The organism is Eudoraea sp. (assembly GCF_039969275.1).
Taxonomy (GTDB): domain Bacteria; phylum Bacteroidota; class Bacteroidia; order Flavobacteriales; family Flavobacteriaceae; genus Eudoraea.
In genome coordinates this window covers 389,864-412,308 of record NZ_JBDVOC010000017.1, presented here as the reverse complement: position 1 = coordinate 412,308, position 22,445 = coordinate 389,864, and the positions used below count along the sequence as shown (strand labels likewise).

At 33.3% G+C, this 22,445-nt stretch carries 17 protein-coding genes and 1 pseudogene; 16 read left to right on the top strand and 2 right to left on the bottom strand.

Annotated features, from left to right (window positions below; all coding sequences use genetic code 11):
- Positions 1–46: 46 nt before the first annotated feature.
- From ABJH90_RS17330 to ABJH90_RS17255, 16 genes and pseudogenes are all read left to right on the top strand, one after another.
- A complete protein-coding gene (locus ABJH90_RS17330; protein ID WP_348319785.1) occupies positions 47–787 on the top strand; it encodes a CpsB/CapC family capsule biosynthesis tyrosine phosphatase in 741 nt (246 codons plus the stop codon).
- A 536-nt stretch (positions 788–1,323) separates the two neighbouring features.
- Positions 1,324–2,391 (top strand): dTDP-glucose 4,6-dehydratase, encoded by a 1,068-nt coding sequence (gene rfbB / locus ABJH90_RS17325; RefSeq protein WP_348140359.1) that lies wholly within the window; start codon positions 1,324–1,326, stop codon positions 2,389–2,391.
- Positions 2,392–2,394: 3 nt separating this feature from the next.
- Complete coding sequence (gene rfbA, locus ABJH90_RS17320) at positions 2,395–3,264, top strand: glucose-1-phosphate thymidylyltransferase RfbA (RefSeq protein WP_348140357.1); 870 nt, start codon at positions 2,395–2,397, stop codon at positions 3,262–3,264.
- Entirely contained in the window at positions 3,264–4,703 is a 1,440-nt protein-coding gene (locus ABJH90_RS17315; RefSeq protein WP_348140355.1) for a lipopolysaccharide biosynthesis protein, read from the top strand. The genes rfbA and ABJH90_RS17315 overlap by 1 nt, the downstream gene beginning before the upstream one ends.
- The gene (locus ABJH90_RS17310; protein WP_348140353.1) at positions 4,700–5,782 is read left to right on the top strand and encodes a DegT/DnrJ/EryC1/StrS family aminotransferase; all 1,083 of its coding nucleotides are present in this window, start codon (positions 4,700–4,702) and stop codon (positions 5,780–5,782) included. Before ABJH90_RS17315 ends, ABJH90_RS17310 begins: the two co-directional genes overlap by 4 nt.
- A gap of 3 nt (positions 5,783–5,785) precedes the next feature.
- Positions 5,786–6,493, top strand: a complete 708-nt coding sequence (locus tag ABJH90_RS17305) for a WbqC family protein (RefSeq protein ID WP_348140351.1) — start codon at positions 5,786–5,788, stop codon at positions 6,491–6,493.
- Positions 6,494–6,930: 437 nt separating this feature from the next.
- Entirely contained in the window at positions 6,931–8,643 is a 1,713-nt protein-coding gene (locus tag ABJH90_RS17300) for a hypothetical protein (RefSeq protein ID WP_348140349.1), read from the top strand.
- Between the two features lie 55 nt (positions 8,644–8,698).
- Entirely contained in the window at positions 8,699–9,808 is a 1,110-nt protein-coding gene (locus ABJH90_RS17295; RefSeq protein ID WP_348140347.1) for a hypothetical protein, read from the top strand.
- 450 nt (positions 9,809–10,258) lie between these two features.
- Complete coding sequence (locus ABJH90_RS17290) at positions 10,259–11,290, top strand: hypothetical protein (protein ID WP_348140345.1); 1,032 nt, start codon at positions 10,259–10,261, stop codon at positions 11,288–11,290.
- Positions 11,253–12,404, top strand: coding sequence for a hypothetical protein (locus tag ABJH90_RS17285; RefSeq protein WP_348140343.1), 1,152 nt, complete (start codon positions 11,253–11,255; stop codon positions 12,402–12,404). Before ABJH90_RS17290 ends, ABJH90_RS17285 begins: the two co-directional genes overlap by 38 nt.
- 204 nt (positions 12,405–12,608) lie before the next feature.
- Positions 12,609–13,220, top strand: a complete 612-nt coding sequence (locus tag ABJH90_RS17280; RefSeq protein WP_348140341.1) for a sugar transferase — start codon at positions 12,609–12,611, stop codon at positions 13,218–13,220.
- On the top strand, positions 13,217–13,516 hold the full coding sequence (locus ABJH90_RS17275) for a hypothetical protein (RefSeq protein WP_348140339.1): 300 nt from the start codon (positions 13,217–13,219) through the stop codon (positions 13,514–13,516). Before ABJH90_RS17280 ends, ABJH90_RS17275 begins: the two co-directional genes overlap by 4 nt.
- Before the next feature lie 121 nt (positions 13,517–13,637).
- A complete protein-coding gene (locus tag ABJH90_RS17270) occupies positions 13,638–14,042 on the top strand; it encodes a formyltransferase family protein (protein ID WP_348140401.1) in 405 nt (134 codons plus the stop codon).
- Between the two features lie 269 nt (positions 14,043–14,311).
- Positions 14,312–15,462 (top strand): annotated as a pseudogene (locus tag ABJH90_RS17265) (DegT/DnrJ/EryC1/StrS family aminotransferase).
- Positions 15,463–15,475: 13 nt separating this feature from the next.
- Positions 15,476–15,718, top strand: coding sequence for a hypothetical protein (locus tag ABJH90_RS17260; RefSeq protein WP_348140337.1), 243 nt, complete (start codon positions 15,476–15,478; stop codon positions 15,716–15,718).
- On the top strand, positions 15,718–16,920 hold the full coding sequence (locus ABJH90_RS17255) for a glycosyltransferase family 4 protein (RefSeq protein ID WP_348140335.1): 1,203 nt from the start codon (positions 15,718–15,720) through the stop codon (positions 16,918–16,920). The genes ABJH90_RS17260 and ABJH90_RS17255 overlap by 1 nt, the downstream gene beginning before the upstream one ends.
- A gap of 610 nt (positions 16,921–17,530) precedes the next feature.
- Here the strand turns inward: ABJH90_RS17255 and ABJH90_RS17250 are convergent.
- Both ABJH90_RS17250 and ABJH90_RS17245 read right to left on the bottom strand, forming a co-directional pair.
- On the bottom strand, positions 17,531–19,054 hold the full coding sequence (locus ABJH90_RS17250) for an Ig-like domain-containing protein (RefSeq protein ID WP_348140333.1): 1,524 nt from the start codon (positions 19,052–19,054) through the stop codon (positions 17,531–17,533).
- Between the two features lie 992 nt (positions 19,055–20,046).
- Complete coding sequence (locus ABJH90_RS17245) at positions 20,047–22,437, bottom strand: polysaccharide biosynthesis tyrosine autokinase (protein WP_348140331.1); 2,391 nt, start codon at positions 22,435–22,437, stop codon at positions 20,047–20,049.
- Between the last annotated feature and the right edge of the window lie 8 nt (positions 22,438–22,445).

Genomic DNA, 22,445 nt, shown 5'->3' with positions numbered 1-22,445 from the left:
CTATTTAAAGCATTAAACACTATTTTTGTGTTGATAATGGTATTATATGTTTCATATTTTTAGTAAGAAAAAATTCCTCGTGGATTATTTACAGAATTTTGTGGATATCCACAACCATATTCTTCCGGGAATAGATGATGGGGCTAAAAATGTGCAGGAATCGATAGACCTGATTCGCGGCTTTAAGGAGCTTGGGATAACCAACTTGGTTGCCACTCCTCACATCATGAGTAATTTATACCCAAATACCAAAGAAACAATTGAGGCTTCTATGGACCTGTTGACCAATGAATTGATAGCAAACTATCTTAAAGACATCTCCATTGAGGCCGCTGCCGAACATATGATCGACGACAATTTTGAAGATATATTGGAAAGAGGCGAAGTAATGCCTATGAGAAAGCAGTATTTATTGGTTGAAATGTCTTTTTTGCAAGCTTCGATTAATTTTGATGATGCTATACAAAGCGTTATGAAAAAAGGCTTATTTCCTGTTCTGGCACATCCCGAGCGCTATGGATATTGGCATTCCAATAAAGCTAACTATTCACAGTATAAAAAAAAAGGAGTTCAATATCAACTAAACCTGCTATCCTTAAGTGATTATTATGGGGCAGAAGTACAGAAGATGGCCCTATATCTATTAGATCATGGACTATGTGATTATATTGCCTCAGACATTCACCGTCTGGAACAACTAGAAGCTTTGAAGGAAATAAAAATTAAAGCGAATTTATTGGAAAGTATTATCCCAATAATAAACAATACTATCACTAATTTTTACTGATTACACTAGAGACGTCACCACTTTTTTCTTGATTTGCCATAGCCATAACCATAACTACCGCCATAGCCCAGGTTAGATGATTTTACAAGTAAAGGTTGTGTATTCCTAATACGAAAATGCATAAATTTCAAAAAAAAAGCAGATAATATTGTTTTTGTGTATTTAATCGAATTTTACAATATAGTTTATTTTAAGAGCAATATCTTCGTAGTAAATTTCAGTCAAAGTACAATTGTGAAATCCACTTTTTATAAATAAAATTAGTTTTGTAGAAAAATGGCAGTGTAAAAATAACTTGCTTATAACACTTAATAATAAAAGGGGGCATTTCTACTTTTTGGTAATGAGCCACTCTAATTATTGCTGTTCAACATGAAACTTCTTGGTTAAAAACTGGAATTTAGGTTGAATGTAAAATAGGACTCATAATATAGGAACTGCGTATTAAATCAATAATATGGCACATATTTTAAAGGAAAATATAGAATTAAACGTAGCACCAAAGTGATATATTATTATTCTAAATTGCTCAGTAAATGTTTAATAAAAGTATTCGAAGTAAAAATTTATTAGTAACCGGAGGTGCAGGTTTTATTGGCTCCCATGTTATTCGAAGATTGGTCAATAAGTATCCTGAATATCATATCTATAATTTGGATGCATTGACCTATGCAGGAAATTTGGAAAATTTAATAGACATTGAGGGAAAAGAAAATTATACGTTTCTTAGGGGTAGTATAACAGATGAAGATTATGTCAGTACTATTTTCAAAGAATACCGTTTTGAAGGAGTAATTCACTTAGCTGCGGAGTCTCATGTAGACAGATCCATAACCGATCCTTTGGCTTTCGCAAAAACCAATATTTTAGGCACAATGTTGCTGTTAAATGCATTTAGGGCATTATGGAAGGATAACTGGAAAGGAAAGCGTTTTTATCATATTAGTACAGATGAGGTCTATGGATCCTTGGGGAAAACGGGCTTCTTTGAGGAAACAACTCCTTATGATCCTAATTCACCATACTCTGCTTCTAAAGCCAGTTCAGATCATTTTGTAAGGGCTTATGGAGAAACTTATAATATACCTTATGTTATTTCCAATTGCTCCAATAATTACGGAGCAAACCAATTTCCTGAAAAGCTAATACCTTTGTTTATAAATAATATTATTCATAATAGACCATTGCCTGTTTACGGAGATGGAAATTATACGCGAGACTGGCTATATGTGATTGATCATGCCATAGCGATCGACCTTGTTTTTCATAAAGGAATAAATAAGGAAACATATAATATCGGTGGCTTCAACGAGTGGAAAAATATTGATCTGGTGAAGTTGCTTTGCCAGCATATGGATGAAAAACTGGGTCGTGAAAAAGGAGGCAGTGAGCAACTGATTACCTATGTTAAAGACAGGCCCGGACATGATCTACGCTATGCCATTGACGCCTCCAAAATTAACAGGGACTTAGGTTGGAGTCCGACCGTGACCTTTGAAGAAGGTCTCTCAAAGACCATAGATTGGTACTTAGCGAATGAAGATTGGTTAAACAACGTGACCAGTGGTGCCTACCAACAATATTATGAATTACAATACCAATAAAACATGAAAGGGATAATATTAGCAGGAGGTTCAGGGACACGATTACACCCATTAACATTAAGTGTTAGTAAGCAATTGCTGCCCATCTACGACAAGCCAATGATCTATTATCCATTATCGGTCCTGATGCTTGCAGAGATTAAGGAGATATTAATAATTTCAACTCCACAGGATTTACCAAATTTTAAAAAATTATTGGGGTCTGGTAAACAATTTGGCATACAATTATCGTATGCTGAGCAACCATCACCGGATGGTTTGGCACAGGCTTTTATAATTGGTGAGGACTTTATTGGTAATGATGACGTTTCTTTGATCCTTGGAGATAATGTATTTTATGGGTCTGGATTGCAAAAATTATTGAAAAACGCGATTAAAATTGTTAAACAAGAAAACAAAGCTGTTATTTACGGTAATTATGTTACGGACCCAGAACGCTATGGCGTGGTGGAGTTTAATCGAAATAAAGACGTTTTAAGTATTGCGGAAAAGCCAGAAATTCCCAAGTCAAAGTACGCTGTTGTTGGATTATATTTTTACCCTAATAGTGTAGTGAAGATTGCAAAGAATGTAAAACCCAGTGATAGGGGTGAGTTGGAGATTACTTCAATAAATCAGGAATATTTAGATCGGAAACAATTAAAATTAGAAATTTTAAGTCGGGGCTTCGCTTGGTTAGATACAGGCACCCATGAGGCATTAACCGAAGCAACTGAGTTTGTGAAAGCTGTTGAAAAAAGAACAGGGCTAAAAATTGCCTGTTTGGAGGAGATTGCTTTAAATTATAAATGGATAGATAAAAAACAATTAAAACAGAGGATTTTTAAATTAAAAGGTGAATATTACACTTATCTTCAAAATTTGTTGGATTAATGTCCTTAAAACAAAAAACAATATCCGGTGTCGCATGGAGTTTTGCTGAGGCTTTATTTTTAAAAGGACTTTCCTTTGTAACGATGGTCTTTTTAGCTCGTTGGCTAGGGCCTATAGATTTTGGTCTCATGGGAATGATCGCGGTATTTATCGGAATTGGTACGTCTTTAGTCGATAGCGGAATGTCTGCTTCAATTATTAGGACAAAAAATGCAGATGATTCCGATTTTTCTACGGTATTTTACATGAATATGGCCATTAGTCTGCTGGTGTACGCCCTCATGTTTATTACAGCACCATATATTTCTTCTTTTTATGGACAAGTAGTACTTATAGATATAATTAGAATTTATTGTTTAATATTTATTATATCAGCTTTTTCCGCAGTACAATTGGCGATATTAAATAAGGAAATGCGTTTTAAAAGGATGATGCTGTTAAATGCCCCGAGCACAATTATTGGAGTTAGTGTGGGCCTTTTCTTAGGCTATAATAATTATGGTGTTTGGAGTATTGTATCTATGTATATGACCACACAAATAATACTATCTTTATTACTTTGGATAACGGGATCATGGAAACCTGGCTTAAACTTTTCGAAAGAAAAGCTAATATACCATTATAATTTTGGTTACAAATTGATGCTATCGGGATTACTGGGTGTAGTTTTTGCAAACAGCTATAATATTATTATAGGGAAATTTTTTCCAGTGCAGACACTAGGTTATTATGAACGGGCGAAACGATTTACTCAATATCCTTCACAAACAATTACTGAAATCGTAGGTAAAGTTACGTACCCAATGTTAGCGCAATTGCAAGATGATACGCCAAAATTGTCAATAATTTTCAGGAGTTTACTACGTATAGCTTTTTTTGTTATTGCTCCATTAATGTTGGGGTTAGCTGCTATAGCAGAACCATTATTTGACCTGATACTAGGGAGTGAATGGCTAGCTGCAGTTCCCTATTTCCAAATATTAAGCTTGGCGGCCATGTTATTCCCTATCCATGCTTTTAATGTTAACGTGTTAAAAGTATATGGAAGAAGCGACTTGTTTTTAAAATTGGAAGTATTTAAAAAATCATTCCTTGCTATTGGTATAATAATTGGTTTACAATTTGGGGTTATTGGCCTGGTTTGGAGTAGCGTAGTTGTTTCCCTTATCAGTTTGCTTATTAATACATATTACAGCAGTAAATTAATACATTATACTACGAAGCGCCAATTATTGGATATGTTACCAATTTTACTATTAGCCATTCTTACTTTTTTATTGATGTACTATTCAGTTTATTTATTTATCGACTATAGCAATATCGTTCAAATAGCTTTTGCTTCACTAATAGGAATTACTTTTTATCTATTGATTAATTCCTTTTTTAAAGCAAGCCCTTTATATAATCTATTAACAATTATAAAAAATCGCAAGTTATGATACCCGTAACCTTACCCTTTTTACCGCCCAAGGAAGACTATGATATTTTATTGCATGGTATTTGGAAACGTCGATGGCTAACCAATATGGGGCCATTGGCGAGTGAGTTGGAAATGAGCCTGAAAGAGTATCTTAATGTTAATCATTTATTATTCGTCACCAATGGCACGGTAGCGTTGCAAATGGCCATTAAAGCTTTGGATTTGAAAGGTGAAATTATTACCACTCCGTTTACGTATGTGGCTACTACGAGCAGTATTGTTTGGGAAAATTGCAAGCCTGTTTTTGTAGATATAGATTCAAATAGCTTAAACATAGATCCTACTAAAATAGAAGCTGCTATCACAGCGAAAACTTCTGCCATTGTGGCAACTCATGTATATGGTAATCCATGCGATGTGGTGGCCATTGAAAAGATAGCGAAAAAATATAAGCTTAAAGTAATATATGATGCTGCCCATGCCTTTGGGGTTCAAGTCAACGGTACTTCTATTTTTAATTTTGGTGATATTTCAACATGTAGTTTACATGCAACCAAGTTATTTCACTCGGGTGAGGGTGGCTTGGTGATAACCAAGGAAGCAAAGTTGTTAAAAGAAATTGCTCATATGCGTAATTTTGGGCACTCCGGACCCGAAACGTTTCATAATTTGGGAATTAATGGTAAGAATTCAGAATTTCATGCTGCAATGGGTTTGGCTAATTTTAATTATATTCAAGCCATACATGATAAACGTAAATTGTTGACGGATCGTTATAACAAAAAATTAAAGACTTTCAAAGCAATTAAGCCATTATGGCATAAAGATTCTAAGGCTAATTATGCCTATTATCCGATTGTTTTTGATAATGAAGAGTTACTACTAAAGTGTATTGATTTACTTAAATTGAATGAAATATTCGGGAGACGCTATTTTTACCCGACTTTACCATCCTCCTTGCCTTATTTGGAATCAAAACAACTCAAATGGGCAGATGATATTTCTAAGCGTGTATTTTGTTTGCCACTATACTTTAATCTTACGTTGGAAGAAGTAGATATGATATGTAGACTGTTATTAAGAGCACAAAACAATTAAGAAATGAGCGTAGCTATGATGCAACCGTATCTATTCCCATACTTGGGATATTTTCAATTATTGAAAGCGGTTGACGTATTTATTTTTGCTGATGACGTAAATTTTATTAAGGGAGGTTTTATCCATCGAAATAAAATTCTACTTCAAAATGAGGAGTATTACATTATTGTACCATGCGAAAAAAAAAGTCAAAATAAGTTGATTAATGAAGTACGACTTTCAACGAAAACCAAGGGATATCCCGATAGCATACTTCTTACTATTAAACAAGCCTATGCAAAAGCACCCTTTTATACAGATGTTTTTCCAATAATTGAATCGATATTCCATTCGGATATCGATAGCCTATATAGATTAGCGGCATCTTCAGTAGAATCGGTATCAAGGTATTTGGAATTAAACGTGGATTTTAAATATTCTTCTGTGTCATTTAATCATACAAAAGGTCAGGAAAAATCAATTCGACTGATAAATATAACGAAGGAATTAGGCGGTCACACTTATTTGAATCCTATTGGAGGAACTAAGATATACAACAAAGAATGTTTTGAAAACCAAGGCATTAAATTAGAGTTTTTAGTATCTGAGGCAATAACATATCCTCAGTTTAATGGCAATTTTATCCCAGACCTTTCCATAATCGATGTTATGATGTTTAATTCTATAGAAGATGTTAATAAGCTTCTTAATAAGTACAGACTTATAATATGATTGCAGGCGCAAATATTTGGGCTAAAACCTTTGGAATTATTCTGATTATATTATTTATGACATAGATACAGCTTCAGGTCGAATTTCAACCTTTATTTTATGTAGTCATTGTGTTTAGATATAAATGGTTAAATAACAATTATATTATTTCGCAACCTACTTTAAATGATAGTTGAAAGCGCAGGTAATCTGGAAGTCGCAACAGGGTAGCACAGATTTAGATTTTAAATGGAACATCTTGGACTCTTTAGTTTCACTTTTACTTGATAGGAAGGTTTTTTAAATTTACAATAGCAATTATTATGACAACATTTGTAAATTTGGCGTTATATGTACGGCATTATCAGTTGTTAATCAAGAAAATGGTCAAGTAAGCTTGAAAGAGTATACTTTAGCGTTCTTCTAGAAGAATTTTAGATAATTTTTAAATTTAATTTATGAGAGGATTCAATATTTCAATAGGTTCAATTGGTAAAATTAGTAAATCAAGAGAAACTCAAACCAATAAGCCTGACTTCATAGAATATAAGGATATTAGACTTAACAATTTTACTAATAATAAATTTGAAAATGATAATTTATTTTTAGAAACAAATGATTATATAATTGTTTTAAAAGGAGTTATTTTAAATAAAAAAGCCCTATTAAAGCCATCCTTAAATTGGGAAGAGACAATTACAGAATTATATTTGAAAGAAGGAAATGAATTTTTCAAAAAGTTCAGGGGAAGTTTTTGCGGTGCATTTTATGATAAAAAGGAGGATAAATGGATTGTTTTTACCGATCACATTGGTTCAAGAGCCCTTTATTATTATAAAAAAGGGAAAGTCTTTTTTATTTCCAGTGTAATAAATGAAATATACGCTTTTTTAAAGGACAATAATCTTTCATATAGTCTCAGTATTGAATCTGCATATAATTTGTTGAGTTATGGTTATATGTTAGGGGATGAAACATTGTGTGATGATATTCATAAAATTATGCCTGGAAATTATCTCTGTATTCGAAAGGGCAGCGTTGAAGCGATAAATTATTATAAACTACCTAAGTCGAAACTTGAAGGGAATGTAGATGAAGATGAAATAATTGAAACGCTGGATATAAAATTTAAGGAAGCTATTCGTCTGCAATTTGAAAAGGATAGGGAATATTCATACAAGCATTTAGTCACATTAAGTGGAGGGATGGAATCTAGAATGGTCTCCTGGGTCGCACATCAAATGGGGTATGTAGATCAACTTAATCTAACCTTTTCACAAAGCGATTATTTGGATGAGACAATTGCAAAAAAAATTGCCGCCGATTTAAAACATGAGTGGATTTTTAAGGCACTGGATAATGGTACTTTTTTAATGGACATTGATGAAATCAGTAAGATCTCAGGAGGTAATGCTTTGTATTATGGACTTGCCCATAGCAATAGTATTTTTAAGTATTTAAATTATGATACCTTAGGAATATCCCATTCAGGGCAATTGGGAGGTGCTATAATAGGTAGTTATATTAAACGTTTATACAAAGATGATTTGAAAACATTAGGAGGAAAATTTTCCAGGACACTGGAAAATAAAAACTCCTCAAGCACATCTTTCGAAACTTTTGAGGATTTAGAATCGGCCATAATATATCAAAGAGGATTTAATGGTATTAATGAAGGGCTAAAAATTGGACAAATCAATACTGAAACCATGTCACCTTTTTATAATGTGGATTTTATGGAATATTGTATGTCAATACCTCTAAAAAATAGGATGAATCATCGTATTTATTTTAAATGGATTTTATCAAAATATCCAGAAGCTGCAAACTATAAATGGGAAAAAATTAATGCTAAACCCTCTGCTAATAATTTTTCAATTAATTACAAAGGTAGACCGATTCTATTAAAAAAACTCCCTTCGCTCATACTGCAAAAATTGGGTTTGAAATTACCCCCTGGATCAACTAAAAATCATATGAATCCTTTGGAATATTGGTACAACACAAATAATGACCTTAAGACTTTTCAGGATAATTACTTTAAGGAAAATATTGATCGCATAACTAATTTAGGTTTGAGATCTGATTGTCAAAATCTTTATGATTTAGGTAATGCCATTGAAAAGAATCAAGTATTAACCCTTCTCTCTGCAATAAAGCTAAATTTTTAAATTAAGGTTTAATATTTTATATAGATAAATAGCAAGTTGCACAATATTACGTCCTATGAAAAAACTTATTCATGTTCATTCAGACCACAAATTCATACATGATTCGGAAAGGTTTGAGAGTGAATTTTTTATTAACGAATTGGTAATTTTAGATGCCAAAAATTCATTAAATAAAGAATATCATAACAAAGCCCTATTTTTTGAGCCTAATCCAGAGAATTTAAACAAAATTTTAGCAATAGTTAATACGGCGGATATACTTGTCATTTACAATTTAGACGTTTTCAAAAGCCTAATTGTGAATCATGCTGATAAAAGAGTTAAGATTGTCTGGCGGTTTTTTGGGACTGAGTTATATTCTCGTAAACTACATTTATATCTCAGTACAAAATCCAGGTCTTTTTTTAAACCCAGATTAATTAAAGACCAGGTAAAAAGGATTTTTCCATTCCTTTTTCAAAATGAAACGTTGTTTTACAGGGCCATAAAGCGTTCGGATGCAATTATCTGTGTTTTTAAAGAAGAGTACGAATATTTGATAAGACATTGGAATCATCTGCCGAAGTTAATCCCCCTTTCTTTAGACAAATTACAGTTCACCAAAGAGATTGATTTTGAATTGGAATATCCCAAAAAGAATACAGTGGTTTTTGGTAATAGCAGGTCAAATTACAACAATCATTTGGATATTATGGAATTGGCAGAATCATGTAACCTGAATAAGAAGATAGACATCAAAATTTTGTTTAATTATGGTGCGGAAAATGCCTATACTGATAAAGTACGGGAAAAGGCGAGGGGTATTGAACAGGCTACTTTAATAGATTCTTTTATGCCCCCGCATGAATTTAATGATTTTTACGGACTAGTAGCTGCCTTTGTCAATAACACCTATAGACAATTCGCGCTTGGTAATATAATGAGTGCATTGCATAGAGGGGCTAAGATTTATCTAAATAAAAAAAACACTACCTATACGTGGTTTAAAAATGAGGGGCTTTATATATATGAGATAGAGGACCTAAAAAATGATTTGGAAACCGGTAAGATTCACTTGACAAAAAGTGAAATAGAGCATAATTTAAAGTGCATGAGAAATCTAAAAGAATTATACCCCAGGACTGACTTCCATTTACAGATATTGCAATTATTAAACAAAAAATAATATCCAGGAAGTAATTAAAAGGTTATGAACTCGTTTTTATAATCAACATATAATTATATAATGAATTTAGGGAGGGGATGATCAATTAGACTTTAGGCGTTACTTCTATAGTTAAAAAAATATTCATCCTTTAAATAATTTGGATTTGAAATCTGATAGGTAATATCTTTATGCATAGTTTAATTCTATACAAAAAAGTAAATTCTAATTCCTATTTCTGAAATAAAACTTAATTTTTAGATGCATTCACTCTTCAATCGCCTATTTTATATAATTCTATTTATTGGTTTTTTTTTACCTACGAATAGCAATTTCTATTTGCCATTGCCTGGGGTGTTATTAAGTATTAATCATTTCGCCTTTATTTTATTGCCCATTATCAATCTATTCTGTTATTCTAAGAACAAAGTATTAATCAAAAACAATAGGTTAAAAATACACATATTTTTATTGATTATAATAGTTGTTTTTACTGAAGTTGTTGTTAAAAATCTTTTTTACGGTCAATCAATTATAGAGGCATTTAAAACCATAAGAATTGGATTGCCCTTATTTTCATCTTTAATTCTAATTGCCCAAGGGATAAGGGCCGATATTAGAATTGTATGGAATACGTTATTAGTTGCAATTAGTGCTTCCGTAATAATATCTGTGCTGTCTTTGGTTTTTGATCTGCCAATTTACTATAATTTGGAAAGTGGTGCTGATATATTGAAAGAAAGAAGTGGAAGATTAGGCAATTCTAACTTTCAATTCGGTTTAATAGGAATGTATCTATTAATTCAAGATAATAATAATTGGTATAGTAGGGGAAAGTTGGTTAAAATCACTGCCATTTTGAGTGTATTTGCGCTTATTCTAAGTTTTAACAGAACCTTATTAGCATTATTATTTCTGGAGACCATCTATTTATTGTGGAATAAAATCAACTTAAAAAAGTTTCTGAAAATTTCATTTTATGGCATTCTGGTATTGCTGATTTTTTTTGGGGCCTATTTTAATAATGACACTATGAGACGTCAAATGGATAGTAGAATCTTTTCAGTACTAACAGGAGAAGTAACTATTGCTGAAAATACCATCGAAGGTAACCGAGAGGTAATATACACGGCCGTGCAAGATAAACTGGCTTCCGGATATTATGTTATTGGATTGCCCTTCAAAATTCCAATATTTACCTGGGCCCCACGTTATTCATTTGAAGAGGAGCGGGATATGAGAGTCACCGATACATCTGTGCTAACACTCCTACTAAGATATGGCATCATACCTCTTGTATTGACTATGCTGATTTTAAGGCTGTTATATTCGTTTTCAAATGATCTATTCTTCAAAACTATTCTGATCTTATATCTAATTGCATCATTAAACATTGATGTTATATTGCGTATGAATTCAATTTTATTTATCGCAATCATTTTTATGATAACAAAAGCTAAAATTCATGAACAAAATAGTATTCATAGTAAAGACCGATATTAATACAGACGGAAGGATTTTAAATGAATTAAGGATTTTAAAAGAATGGAATAAGGATCTAGAAGTTGATCTCATTTTATTTCCTGATAAAAAGGTTACCATTTCTTTTGATGATTCAGTTAAATTACACCAAATTCATGGCACATTTAGACATAATAAGTTTTTAAGAGTTTTTACTGTACTTGAATTTACTTTTAAAGCTTTTAAATTATTGAATAAATTAAAGCCGCGTATTATTCATGCGCAAGATTCTTCAATAATTCTACCGGTACTATTATTCAGATTACTGCATCCTAATAAATTTTGGTTGATATATGATGATCATGAAGTGCCAAATAAAAATGGTTCTTTCTTAAATAAAATCCTGGGGGCTTTGGAGAATTTTTTTATAAAAAATTCTGATGCCGTAATAATGGCAAATAAAGAGAGAATGCTTTACTTGAAAAAAAAATTGCACTTAAAGAATAAACTATTTTACTTTTTAAACTTGCCATATTTTGATGTTAATCCAAGTACGGTCCCGTCAGCGTTGATTGAATCAAAATTGGATGAATTAGAACAACGAAAGAAAAAGGGAACTAAATTTATAATTCATCAGGGACGTTTAGAGATAGAAAGAGGAAGGCAGAAACTCGCCGAAATTAGCAAAGAACTGCCCAATCCTTATGTAATCCTTTTATTGGGAGGTACGGAAGCTGACTTTATTAAATTTAAGAAGGAGAATGGGCTACATGATGATAAATTCCTTTTTATAGGTAATGTTAATTATGAAGTGTTGCCTTTGTTTTGGGAAAAGGGATGTGCCAGTATCGTTATGTATTTACCTACTTATACTAACAATAGGCTTTGTGCACCTAATAGGTTGTATTTATCCTATTTTTTGGGTCTGCCGATTATTGTTAATAAGAATAACCCGGTATTATTTGATTTTATCGATAGTTATAAGGCAGGAGCGTTTATAGAAGACTTTACCGAGAATTCAAGTGTTGAATTTTTTAACCAATTGAATAATCTTATAATCGACGATTCAGCAAAAGAAAGGCTGTTGGCTATGGAAAAAAATAAAATAATTGATTTTTATTCTAGTATAATTGATAAAGTACCTAAAGCCGGGTAATAAAATTGGTCAACTGCACACAGCTAATTGTGGAAAATTTATAGATTCGGACAATATAGAATTATTAGCGGGATCTCTTGAAGAATTTAGTAATATGGACAAAATGAGATTAAATGAGATGGGTATGAATGGAAAAGAGTATCTAATTAATAACTTATATTACGAAACGCTAGCAAAAGAATATCTTGATATTATTGACAGCTTATGATTTCTTATACAAAACATATAAAAGTATTAATAGACTTTTTAGCAGCATTTCTGCTCATATCTTTATTAAGTCCTATCTTGATTATTTCAACTATCGGGTTGTATTTTGTCAACGATGGAGCCCCATTTTTTTTCCAACTTCGTCCAGGACAAAACGAAAAGCTTTTTAGGGTTATTAAGTTTAAAACGATGACAGACAAACGAGATGCCCAGGGAAAACTTTTGCCTGATTCCGAGAGGTTGACAAGTTTAGGAAAATTGCTGCGCAAATCTTCAGTAGACGAACTCCCGCAATTACTCAATGTGTTAAAAGGCGATATGAGCATCGTAGGTCCTAGACCTTTGCTGCCGGAGTATTTGTCCCTTTATACTAAAAATCAGGCTAGACGTAATGAAGTACGGCCCGGTATTACCGGTTGGGCACAGGTAAATGGCAGGAACGCCATTAGTTGGAAACAGAAATTCGAATATGATGTTTGGTATATTGATAATATTTCGTTTAAATTAGATATTAAAATTCTTTTTTATACAATTTTCAAGGTTATTAAATCTGAAGGTATAAATGATATCAACCAAGGTACAGTAAAAAAATTTACGGGTAATGAATGAAAAATAAATTAAAATTCTTAGTTAATAGAAGTAATTTTTTATATCATTCTTATAAAGAAGATCCAATCTACTTAAATGCTTTGTTAATTACAAGCGTGAATAAAAAAATAATAAATTTTTTACTAAAGAAAGGACATTTTTTTAACTTTGATATGGACATTAATATCGTTTTAAACCACTTTGAAATTTGGTTAATTCAATTTGAAGAAAAAGAAAAAAAGTTATGTTCTATTTCTGATAGATTTGTTTATAAAAGAGTTGAACAAGAATTACCTTATCCGAAAAAAAATAATTGATAATTTAATAGAAAATAATAATAACTCATAATCTATTAAATTTGCATTTGCCGGAAACAGGGATATAGGCGTCAAGGTTTTAGAATTTATTGTAACAAAGGGGTATTATCCCGAATTATTGATGGTTACTAATGAAGAATCTCAGGAAATAAATGAATTAATTAAGATTAGCAAGTTACCTTCTTCAAAAGTTTTTAAAGGATCTCCAAAAAAGAATGGGGTTATTAAATTACTTAAAAAGTTAAAACTAGATTATATTTTTGGCATTCATTTTCCTTATATAATTTCAGAAGAATTGATAAAAATCCCGTCTTCCCAATTTTTAAATTTGCACCCTTCTTATTTGCCTTATAATAAAGGATGGCATACTCCTTCCTGGGCCATATTGAAAAATACACCTGCAGGCGCTTCACTCCATTATATGTCGAAAGAACTTGATATGGGTAATATTATTTTGAGAAAAGAAGTTAAAATCGATTTATCTGATACAGCAGCTAGTTTGTATAAGAAAATTAAATTACTATAATTTGATGTGTTTAAGGAGGCATTCCATTCTCTTTTAAAAAAAGAAGTATCCTCTATTTCTCAGAAACCCACTGAGGGGACAACCCACAGAATGAAAGATTTAAAATCAATTGACATTTGTAAATTGGATTTAAACCAAAAATATTTATTAAATCCTTTATTTGATGGGCTCAGAGCATTAACAACAAATGATATATCGGAAGCTTGTTTTTAAAAAGGATGGAAAAAATATAGGATTCAAATAAATATTCAGCAGGAGAAATAAATATAATGAATAAAAAAATATGGCTTTCGTCGCCCCACTTGACCGGGGAAGAGCAAAAATATGTAAAAGAAGCCTTTGATACCAATTGGGTGGCACCCTTGGGCCCTAATGTAAATGGGTTTGAAGGGGATTTAAAAACATATTTAGAAGATGGTGTTGAAGTTGCTGCACTTAGTACAGGTACTGCCGCTATTCATCTGGCGTTGATTCATTGTGGCGTAGCACAAGGGGATGAGGTGATCTGCCAAACGTTTACTTTTTGCGGAAGTGCAAACCCTATTACCTATCTTGAGGCCAAACCGGTTTTTGTGGATAATGAACCCAAAACCTGGAATATTTGCCCCAATATTTAGAGGAAGCGATCAAGGATAGGATCAACCAAGGGAAAAAGCCAAAAGCCATTATTGCCGTACATTTATATGGGATGCCGTATGAGGTGGATGCCGTTTATAAAGTGGCTTCCAAATATCGAATACCCGTTGTTGAAGATAGCGCAGAGGCTCTGGGATCAAGCTATGAAGGTAAAAAGTGCGGCACTTTTGGCGAATATGGGGTGCTCTCCTTTAACGATAATAAGATCATAACGACAAGCGGCGGTGGGGCTTTGGTATGTCCCAACCATCAAGCCAGGGAGAAAACGTTGTTTTTGTCAACCCAAGCAAGGGATAATGCCCCCCATTACCAACATAGCGTCATAGGCTATAATTATCGTATGAGCAATATAAGTGCAGGGATAGGCCGTGGGCAAATGGAAGTTCTGGATAAACGCGTTGGGTAAAGACAAGATGGGTTAAGACAGGATATGAACCGCTTTTATAAAAAGCTGTTTCAAGAAATGCCCGGTATAATGTTATTGGAAGAACCCAATGCCGATTTTATAAGTAACCATTGGTTAAGCACTGTTCTTGTAACCCCTGAAAAATAAAACAAGGGTAGGGAATCCTTGCAGTTACATTTGGAAAAATGCAATATAGAAAGTCGGCCGCTATGGAAACCGATGCACCTGCAGCCAGTTTTTAAGGATTCCCTCTATTATGGAGGAAGGGTGGCAGAAGTTCTATTTGAAAAAGGATTGGTCCTTCCCTCAGGTTCTAATTTGACAACTTCAGATAAAGAAAGGATAAAAAAGACTATTTTTGAATGGTCAAAAGCATAACCGATGCGATCTTATGGTCACTAAAATCCTTAAGGCATTTAACATTATCTTATCCAAAGATAACAAACTGGATATACGTAAGTCTTTCGTTAATTCCGATATTCCAGAAAACATCATCTACTTTGGAAATCCTGCAAAATTTTATAAAAAAAGACTAGATGATGATACATTCGAAAAGATAAAGAATTCCGAGTATTGGAATAAAGAAGAAAAACAGGCAAAACAAATTCTAAATAATCTAGATATAAATAAGTAATGAAAATCCTATATATACACCAATACTTTCATACATCCAGCGAGGCAGGTGGCACCAGATCATATTGGATAAGCCAGGAACTTATTAAAAATGGACATGAGGTGATCATGCTAACATCCTCTAGTGAAATTGATTCAAAGGTCAAAAGAATCGACATAAATGGGATAGATGTCATCTATTTAAAAGTGCCATATAGTCAATATATGAGTATTTTTAAGCGCCTAATGTCCTTTGTAAATTTTATGCTTAAATCGGCCCGTATAGCCTTAAAAGAAAAGGACGTTGACCTGGTAATCGCCACTTCTACCCCACTTACAATTGGCTTCCCTGCCTTGGTGGTCAAAAAACTCAAAAAAACACCCTTTTTATTCGAAGTAAGGGATCTATGGCCCGAAGTTCCTATACAAATGGGTGGCCTAAATAATAAACTTCTAATTAAGTTGGCAGTTTGGTTTGAAAAAACCATTTATAAAAATGCCATGCATGTCGTTGCTTTATCTCCCGGAATGTATGACGGTGTTGTAAAAAGAAATATCCCTCCTGAAAAAGTTTCGATGATACCCAATATGTCTAAAATAGATATATTCTGGTCCCGTGACAAAGATTTGGTACTTGTTGACAACCTGGGACTTAAACGTGATTCTTTTAAAGTAGTTTATTTTGGGGCCATGGGCTTGGCCAATGGTATGGATTATATAATCGAAGCCATTAAATATTTAAAAGACAATCAGGAAATTGAGTTTGTATTTATGGGAAGTGGGGCCACTGAACCCATTTTAAAGGATACGTGTGAAAGCCTTGGTATAAAAACTGCCCATTTTCTTGGCGGTTTTGATCTAGAAAAACTCTCGGAAATTGTTAATTTATGTGATGTTTCTTTGGTTACATTTGCAGATTTTCCCATTTTGGCTACAAACTCCCCCAACAAATTATTTGATTCTTTATCCGCCGGAAAACCCATTATCGTAAATTCTCCTGGATGGACCAAAGATATGATTGAAAACAATAAATGTGGAGTGTTTGTAGACCCTAAAAACCCAAAAGATTTGGCAAAAAATATTTTATCACTTAAAGAGGATCCGAAAACTTGCAAAGAAATGGGGTTGAATGCGAGAAGATTGGCCGAAACGAAATATGACAAATCAATTCTGTGTAAAGAATTTACTGATGTTGTTGCTTCCTTAGATCTAAATAAGCAATAATAAACAGCGCTAACATTGAGCGGGCATATCTGTCAATTATTGGCTAAACATGCCAATTACAGAGGATAATAGATTTGATTTATGTTATCGCAAACTAATCTTTTAAGTAAAAAATTAAGCAACTTATTACGCCCTATGGATAAACCTATTTTGGCAACATATATAAATGCATGATGTCTGAGCATCCCCCCGAAAATAGGACAGTAAGTTAAGTTCCCAAAAAGAAACTTAAACTTACCAATATGGACGAAGAAAGTTTACCTCAAAATTCAAGACAAAAGTAGTTTTGAAAACTCTTAAGACTCCTGAAACTGCCAAAGAATCAACACAAAGGTTTGAGATATTACCCCGGCAGGTGAATTTATGAAAACTCGAATTTCCAGCCCAAGCAAAATCTGTATTTTTAAAGGTTTCAATTCTAGAAAAAGTGAGTCCGAGTAAAAAGAAGACCATCTTTTAAAAAAAATTGGCCAGCAAAAAGTAAGTAGAGCTTGATTTTTTATTTTTTAAAGAACGTCTTGCGGTGTTATAGTTAATTATTGAATAGCTTTCTATTTAACAACATTTCGCGCTTCTCCTACCGGGAGGTCTTAACTCCAGAAATGAAATGTTAGTCCCCATTATAAGTGTTATTGTTCCAAATTACACCTTGAGGTGGATTACTAACATACTGTTGTTTGAAAGCAAAACCGTAAAAACTTGGAACTGCAAAACGATTATACTCAACGGTAATACCATTTTTCGGAATACCACCTATCATAATATTTACATCATCAAATCCACTATTGTCAAAACGGTTACCCGCATCATCTTGAAAATCGTTATGATGTATATGGAAAGTGTTTCCTGCATAACAATCATTACATTTATCGGTATTACTTCCGTATTGCGAATGCACATCAAAATTATGATGGGTTCCCCCCTGTAATACCGTATTGCAATACGCTTCGTAAATAGCATAGTCAGGGTCACCACTGCCAACTGCTATATCATGTCTATTGTAGTAAAATATATTTGCATATATTTTGGTCTCTCCCCTTTGTGTAGAAACACCATAACCAAAATTATTCCCGTTAACATTATGTATGTAATTATGATGGGCCAATTGACCTGTACTTGGTTGATTAGGACCAAAAAAGTCACTTCCAGAATATTGATTAAAAGTAATAGCCCCAGAAGGCCAATTGTATATTTCCAGATTATCAACTTCCGTATTACTCCAATTAGAAGCAATGCCATATTTTCTTCTCCTTAGATCAGGGTCTGATGTATAAATTCCTGGTTCACCATAAGGCCCTTGAAATCTAAAACCTGTAAATCTTACTCCAGGACCTGTAGTTATAAATACTGGTCTTTCAGACCCAGAACCTAGATAACGCATTTGGTCAGTTTTTAAAAACGCACCTACACCAATACCTCTATCGCTTGCTATGGTAACTCCTGCTGCTACAGCTATATAACCATCACCTAAAGCCGTTAAATCTATGGTAACACCGCTATTTATAAAAACAATATCACCACTTGTCCTAGCTTCAACCAAGGACTCAAAAGCGGATGCGGATAAGTTAGTTGATACGATATGCGTTCCAGTTGTCAATATAGCATCATAGTCAGCCCCTCCTCCAATTGGATTACCATCCTGACAGTATGAAAAAGGGGATATATTATCAATTTCCCTGGAAGAGTTGGACTCTATAATTATATAAACAACAGCCTCACCTGATAGTAATGTACCGTCCTTATTCTGCATTTCCGCGGTATAGGTAAAGGTATCGGTTACAGGCTCTGCCGCTAAAATTTCTTCTGGGGTATAGGTCAGAGTATTGTCGTCATTGATTACAACGGTTCCGTTATTAGGCTGAGAGGTTTCAATTATTGAAACCTCTTCAGGTTTTTCAAAAGTGTCATTAGCCAAAACATCAAGTACGATGCTGCCGTTCGAGGATGTTTGATAATTATCATTTACAGTGGTCCCACTGTTTCCGTTATTTACATTGGTGTCACCACTTCCGCTATTTACCGTGATTTCAGTAGTTTCATTCTCCGAATTACTGATTATAGATATTTGATAAGTATCACCCTTAGCATACGTTCCAACGAGAACTTCGGGATCTACTGCAATGTAGTCTGCCATCAAATCCGAGTCCTTACTGCAGGAAAAAAGGGTGATAATTGCTAAAATAAGGCACAACAAAACTAGGGGACTTTTGGGGTTAAATTTCATGTGTAAGATAAATTAAGTAAGTATGATAATCAAATTTGGGTATTATAAAAATATATATATTTGTTGAATTATCGATAAAAACCATCAATTTTTCGATGAATTACCTGTTTGGTACTGAATTTTATACGTTTCAAATTTTAGTTTGGATGTAAGGCTTTTTTTTATTCGATGAACTACATGCTTTTTTAACATTATCTTTGCAAATCAATTAGTTAATCCAAGCGTTTTGTTTGCTTATGCATTTAATAGCTTTTTTTAATGGCCCCACTTTTTTGATTTGTAGTATCTGAATTATCGACTCCTATAATTTATTTCCTTTCTGTATTAAACTTTTTAAACTCAAAGCCGAAATAGAATTAACTTCTTTAGCCATACAAATGCATTTCTTGGAAATAAATTTGTCAGTAATCTTTTAAATTGCAAAATTGCCATAGTTTTAATGGAATAGTTCGGTAAGATTCTAATATCAATTTTAGTGGGATAAGGGGTGATTACTGATTATTAAGAGATAACCCATGCAGAAGTGGAGCAAAAAAAATAATATATCAGCTCAACTCTAAGACTTTCAATAATGGCTTTTATTTTTTAGTTGGTGGTAAAGTAATAGCCCTACGTCAATATTCTAAAGAAGTAAAAGAAGTAAAGTTTTGAAAATTTCCAAAATACTTAGTTGAAACCTGGTATCACCCCAACATAGGGTAAAATCCTAACCATAGACAACACACCAATTGTATTGGTTATCCTGAAGCAGTTACTATAATAAAAAAAGAGCAGCACATAGTATTCATATAATGTAAGATGGTTTTATGTGCAGAGATTTACCTCGTCCTTTTTTTGGAATTTGAATATTTGTCTTATTGTAATTTTAACGCCTCATGGTTTTCGAGGATATTTCATTACCATTAGAACTTCCACCATTTTTTAGTGGTTTTACCGTAGCCGTAGCCGTATTTTCTGCCATAGCCCAGGTTTGAGGGTTTAACATCGTTTACAACAAATGAAAGCCCTTTAAGTTTTCCTTCCTTGTATAACTTCAATGGAAAATCCAATACCTTTGATTCCGTTACCCCTGCTCTTGTTACATAAAGAATTTGATCTGCGTATTCACTTAATAGTAAAGTATCTGAAACTACCATTAGAGGGGCAGTATCTACTATAACGTAGTCATAATCAAGTTTCACATTTTCCAATAATTCGGAAATGCGATCACTCATCAAAAGATCCGAAGGATTGGGTGGTATTTTGCCTGAGTAAATAATATCAATTATATGGTCATACGCTAACATTGAAGAAATAATATCTTTATGGCCTAACCTAGAATCCACCAAATATTCTGTGAGTCCTTTATTTTCCTTATTTCTATACGGCCTGCCCATCTTATCAATATGTTTACCTGAATAGAATTGATAGATTTTTGGATTACGAATATCTGCTCCAATCAGCAGCACTTTTTTATTGGTATTTGCAAAAACCATTGCCAGATTGGAAGATATAAATGTCTTACCTTCCCTTGGTACAGTAGAAGTAATAAAAATAATATTCCCTTTTGAAGAATTCTTTTTTGATTTGATAATATAATCCAGATTGGTCCGAAGAATGCGTAAGGATTCTGCCAATACAGTTCGCTCGCCCGGTTTAACCAGGCTATTCTCCTTTTTGGAAATTTTAGGGAGCTCGGCTAAAACCGGTATATTTCCGATTAATTTTTCCAAACCAATCTTATTATGAACTTTATTATCCAATAAATAATTCACATATACAAAGGAAAATGGAACTAATAATCCAAGAAACAAAGAAACAAATAGCACCAATTTTAATTTCGGGGAAGCCGGAAAATCACTAACGGCATAGGCACTGTCCACAACGTTCGACTTTGGGGAAGAAGATGCAAATGCAATTTGAGCTTCCTCACGTTTTTGCAACAAATATAAATAAAGAGACTCTGTCGTTTCTTGCTGTCTTGATATATCCCTTAAGGTGCGTTCATTTTTTGGAGCCGAATAAATCCGGGAGTTAATTCTTGATAATCGACTACTAAGATCGTTAACCTGAAGTATCAGATTATTGGTCGTCCCATTTAAACTTGAACGCATACTACGCTTTAATCCGGCAAGTTGCTGATCCAGGTTTACTATAATTGGGTTTTTGTCATTGGAACTTTCCAACAATCGCTTCCGCTCCAAAGCCAGTTCATTGTACTTTTGGGTTGTGGCGACTATTGAAGGGTCCTGTAATCCAATATTTGACGGGAGTAACTCGCCGTAACCGTCTTCGTTATCAATAATATCCTTCATGGATGAGGCAATATCCAATTGTATAGATGCGTCCTGCAATTGCTGTTGGGTTTGAGCTCCAATATCTAGATTGAGACTGTTCTGTGCAACAAGGTCCGACAAGCCTCTATCCGATTTAAAATTCACTGCAGATTGATCCACGTTAGTTAAATTAGTAGAAATACGTTCTAATCTCTCATTAATAAAATCTGAGGTTTTAAAGGCCATTGCCCTTTTGTCCTCAACGGCATTTTGATTATAAATTGATATTAATGTATTTATAACGTCTTGCGCCCTTGAAATTAAAGCATCTTCTAACAAAATGGTAATAATCTTAGATTTTGGATTATCAACCGAGATTTCCAGGGCTCTCTGATAATATTCCGCAACTGAAGATAATGGGTTAACAGAAACTACAAATCTATTTGTTCCACTACTGGTTGGATCCAAATTATTTGGGGTAATAATTATATCACCTACTGGTGAGGAAATAGTTTTTCCATATGAATACATTTTAGTAGGCCCACTCTTGTCTTTAGCAAATTCAAAAGATGTTTTTGATGATAATGTAATAAAAAAACTTTGTCTCGAATTATGAATAAGGGAATCTGGGGCAAGAAAATTTATTTTGAATGGAGGGCTTGGGTTGCGATAAATACTGGAATTTCTAATATTACCTAATGCTGTAATTCTTATATTAAGCTCTAATTCCTTAACCAAGTCAATTAGATTAGATCTTGATGTTAATAGCGCCATTTCGTCCTCTACCTGGACACCTCCTTCACCTAAAATACCCAAATCTTCAAAAACATTAAGCTGGGAGGATCCCTTAGCATCCTCCAATATTTGAATTTTAGCTTGCACGGCAAATTTTGGGACGGTATACCTCATATATAATATTCCCAATATTACGGTACACAAAACTGAAACAACAAACCATTTCCAATTTTTTAAATAGGGTTTCAAAAGTTCTCTGTAATCCAGATTCTCATCTGAAGGATTTGTGGGCTCCGTGTTCATTTAATGTT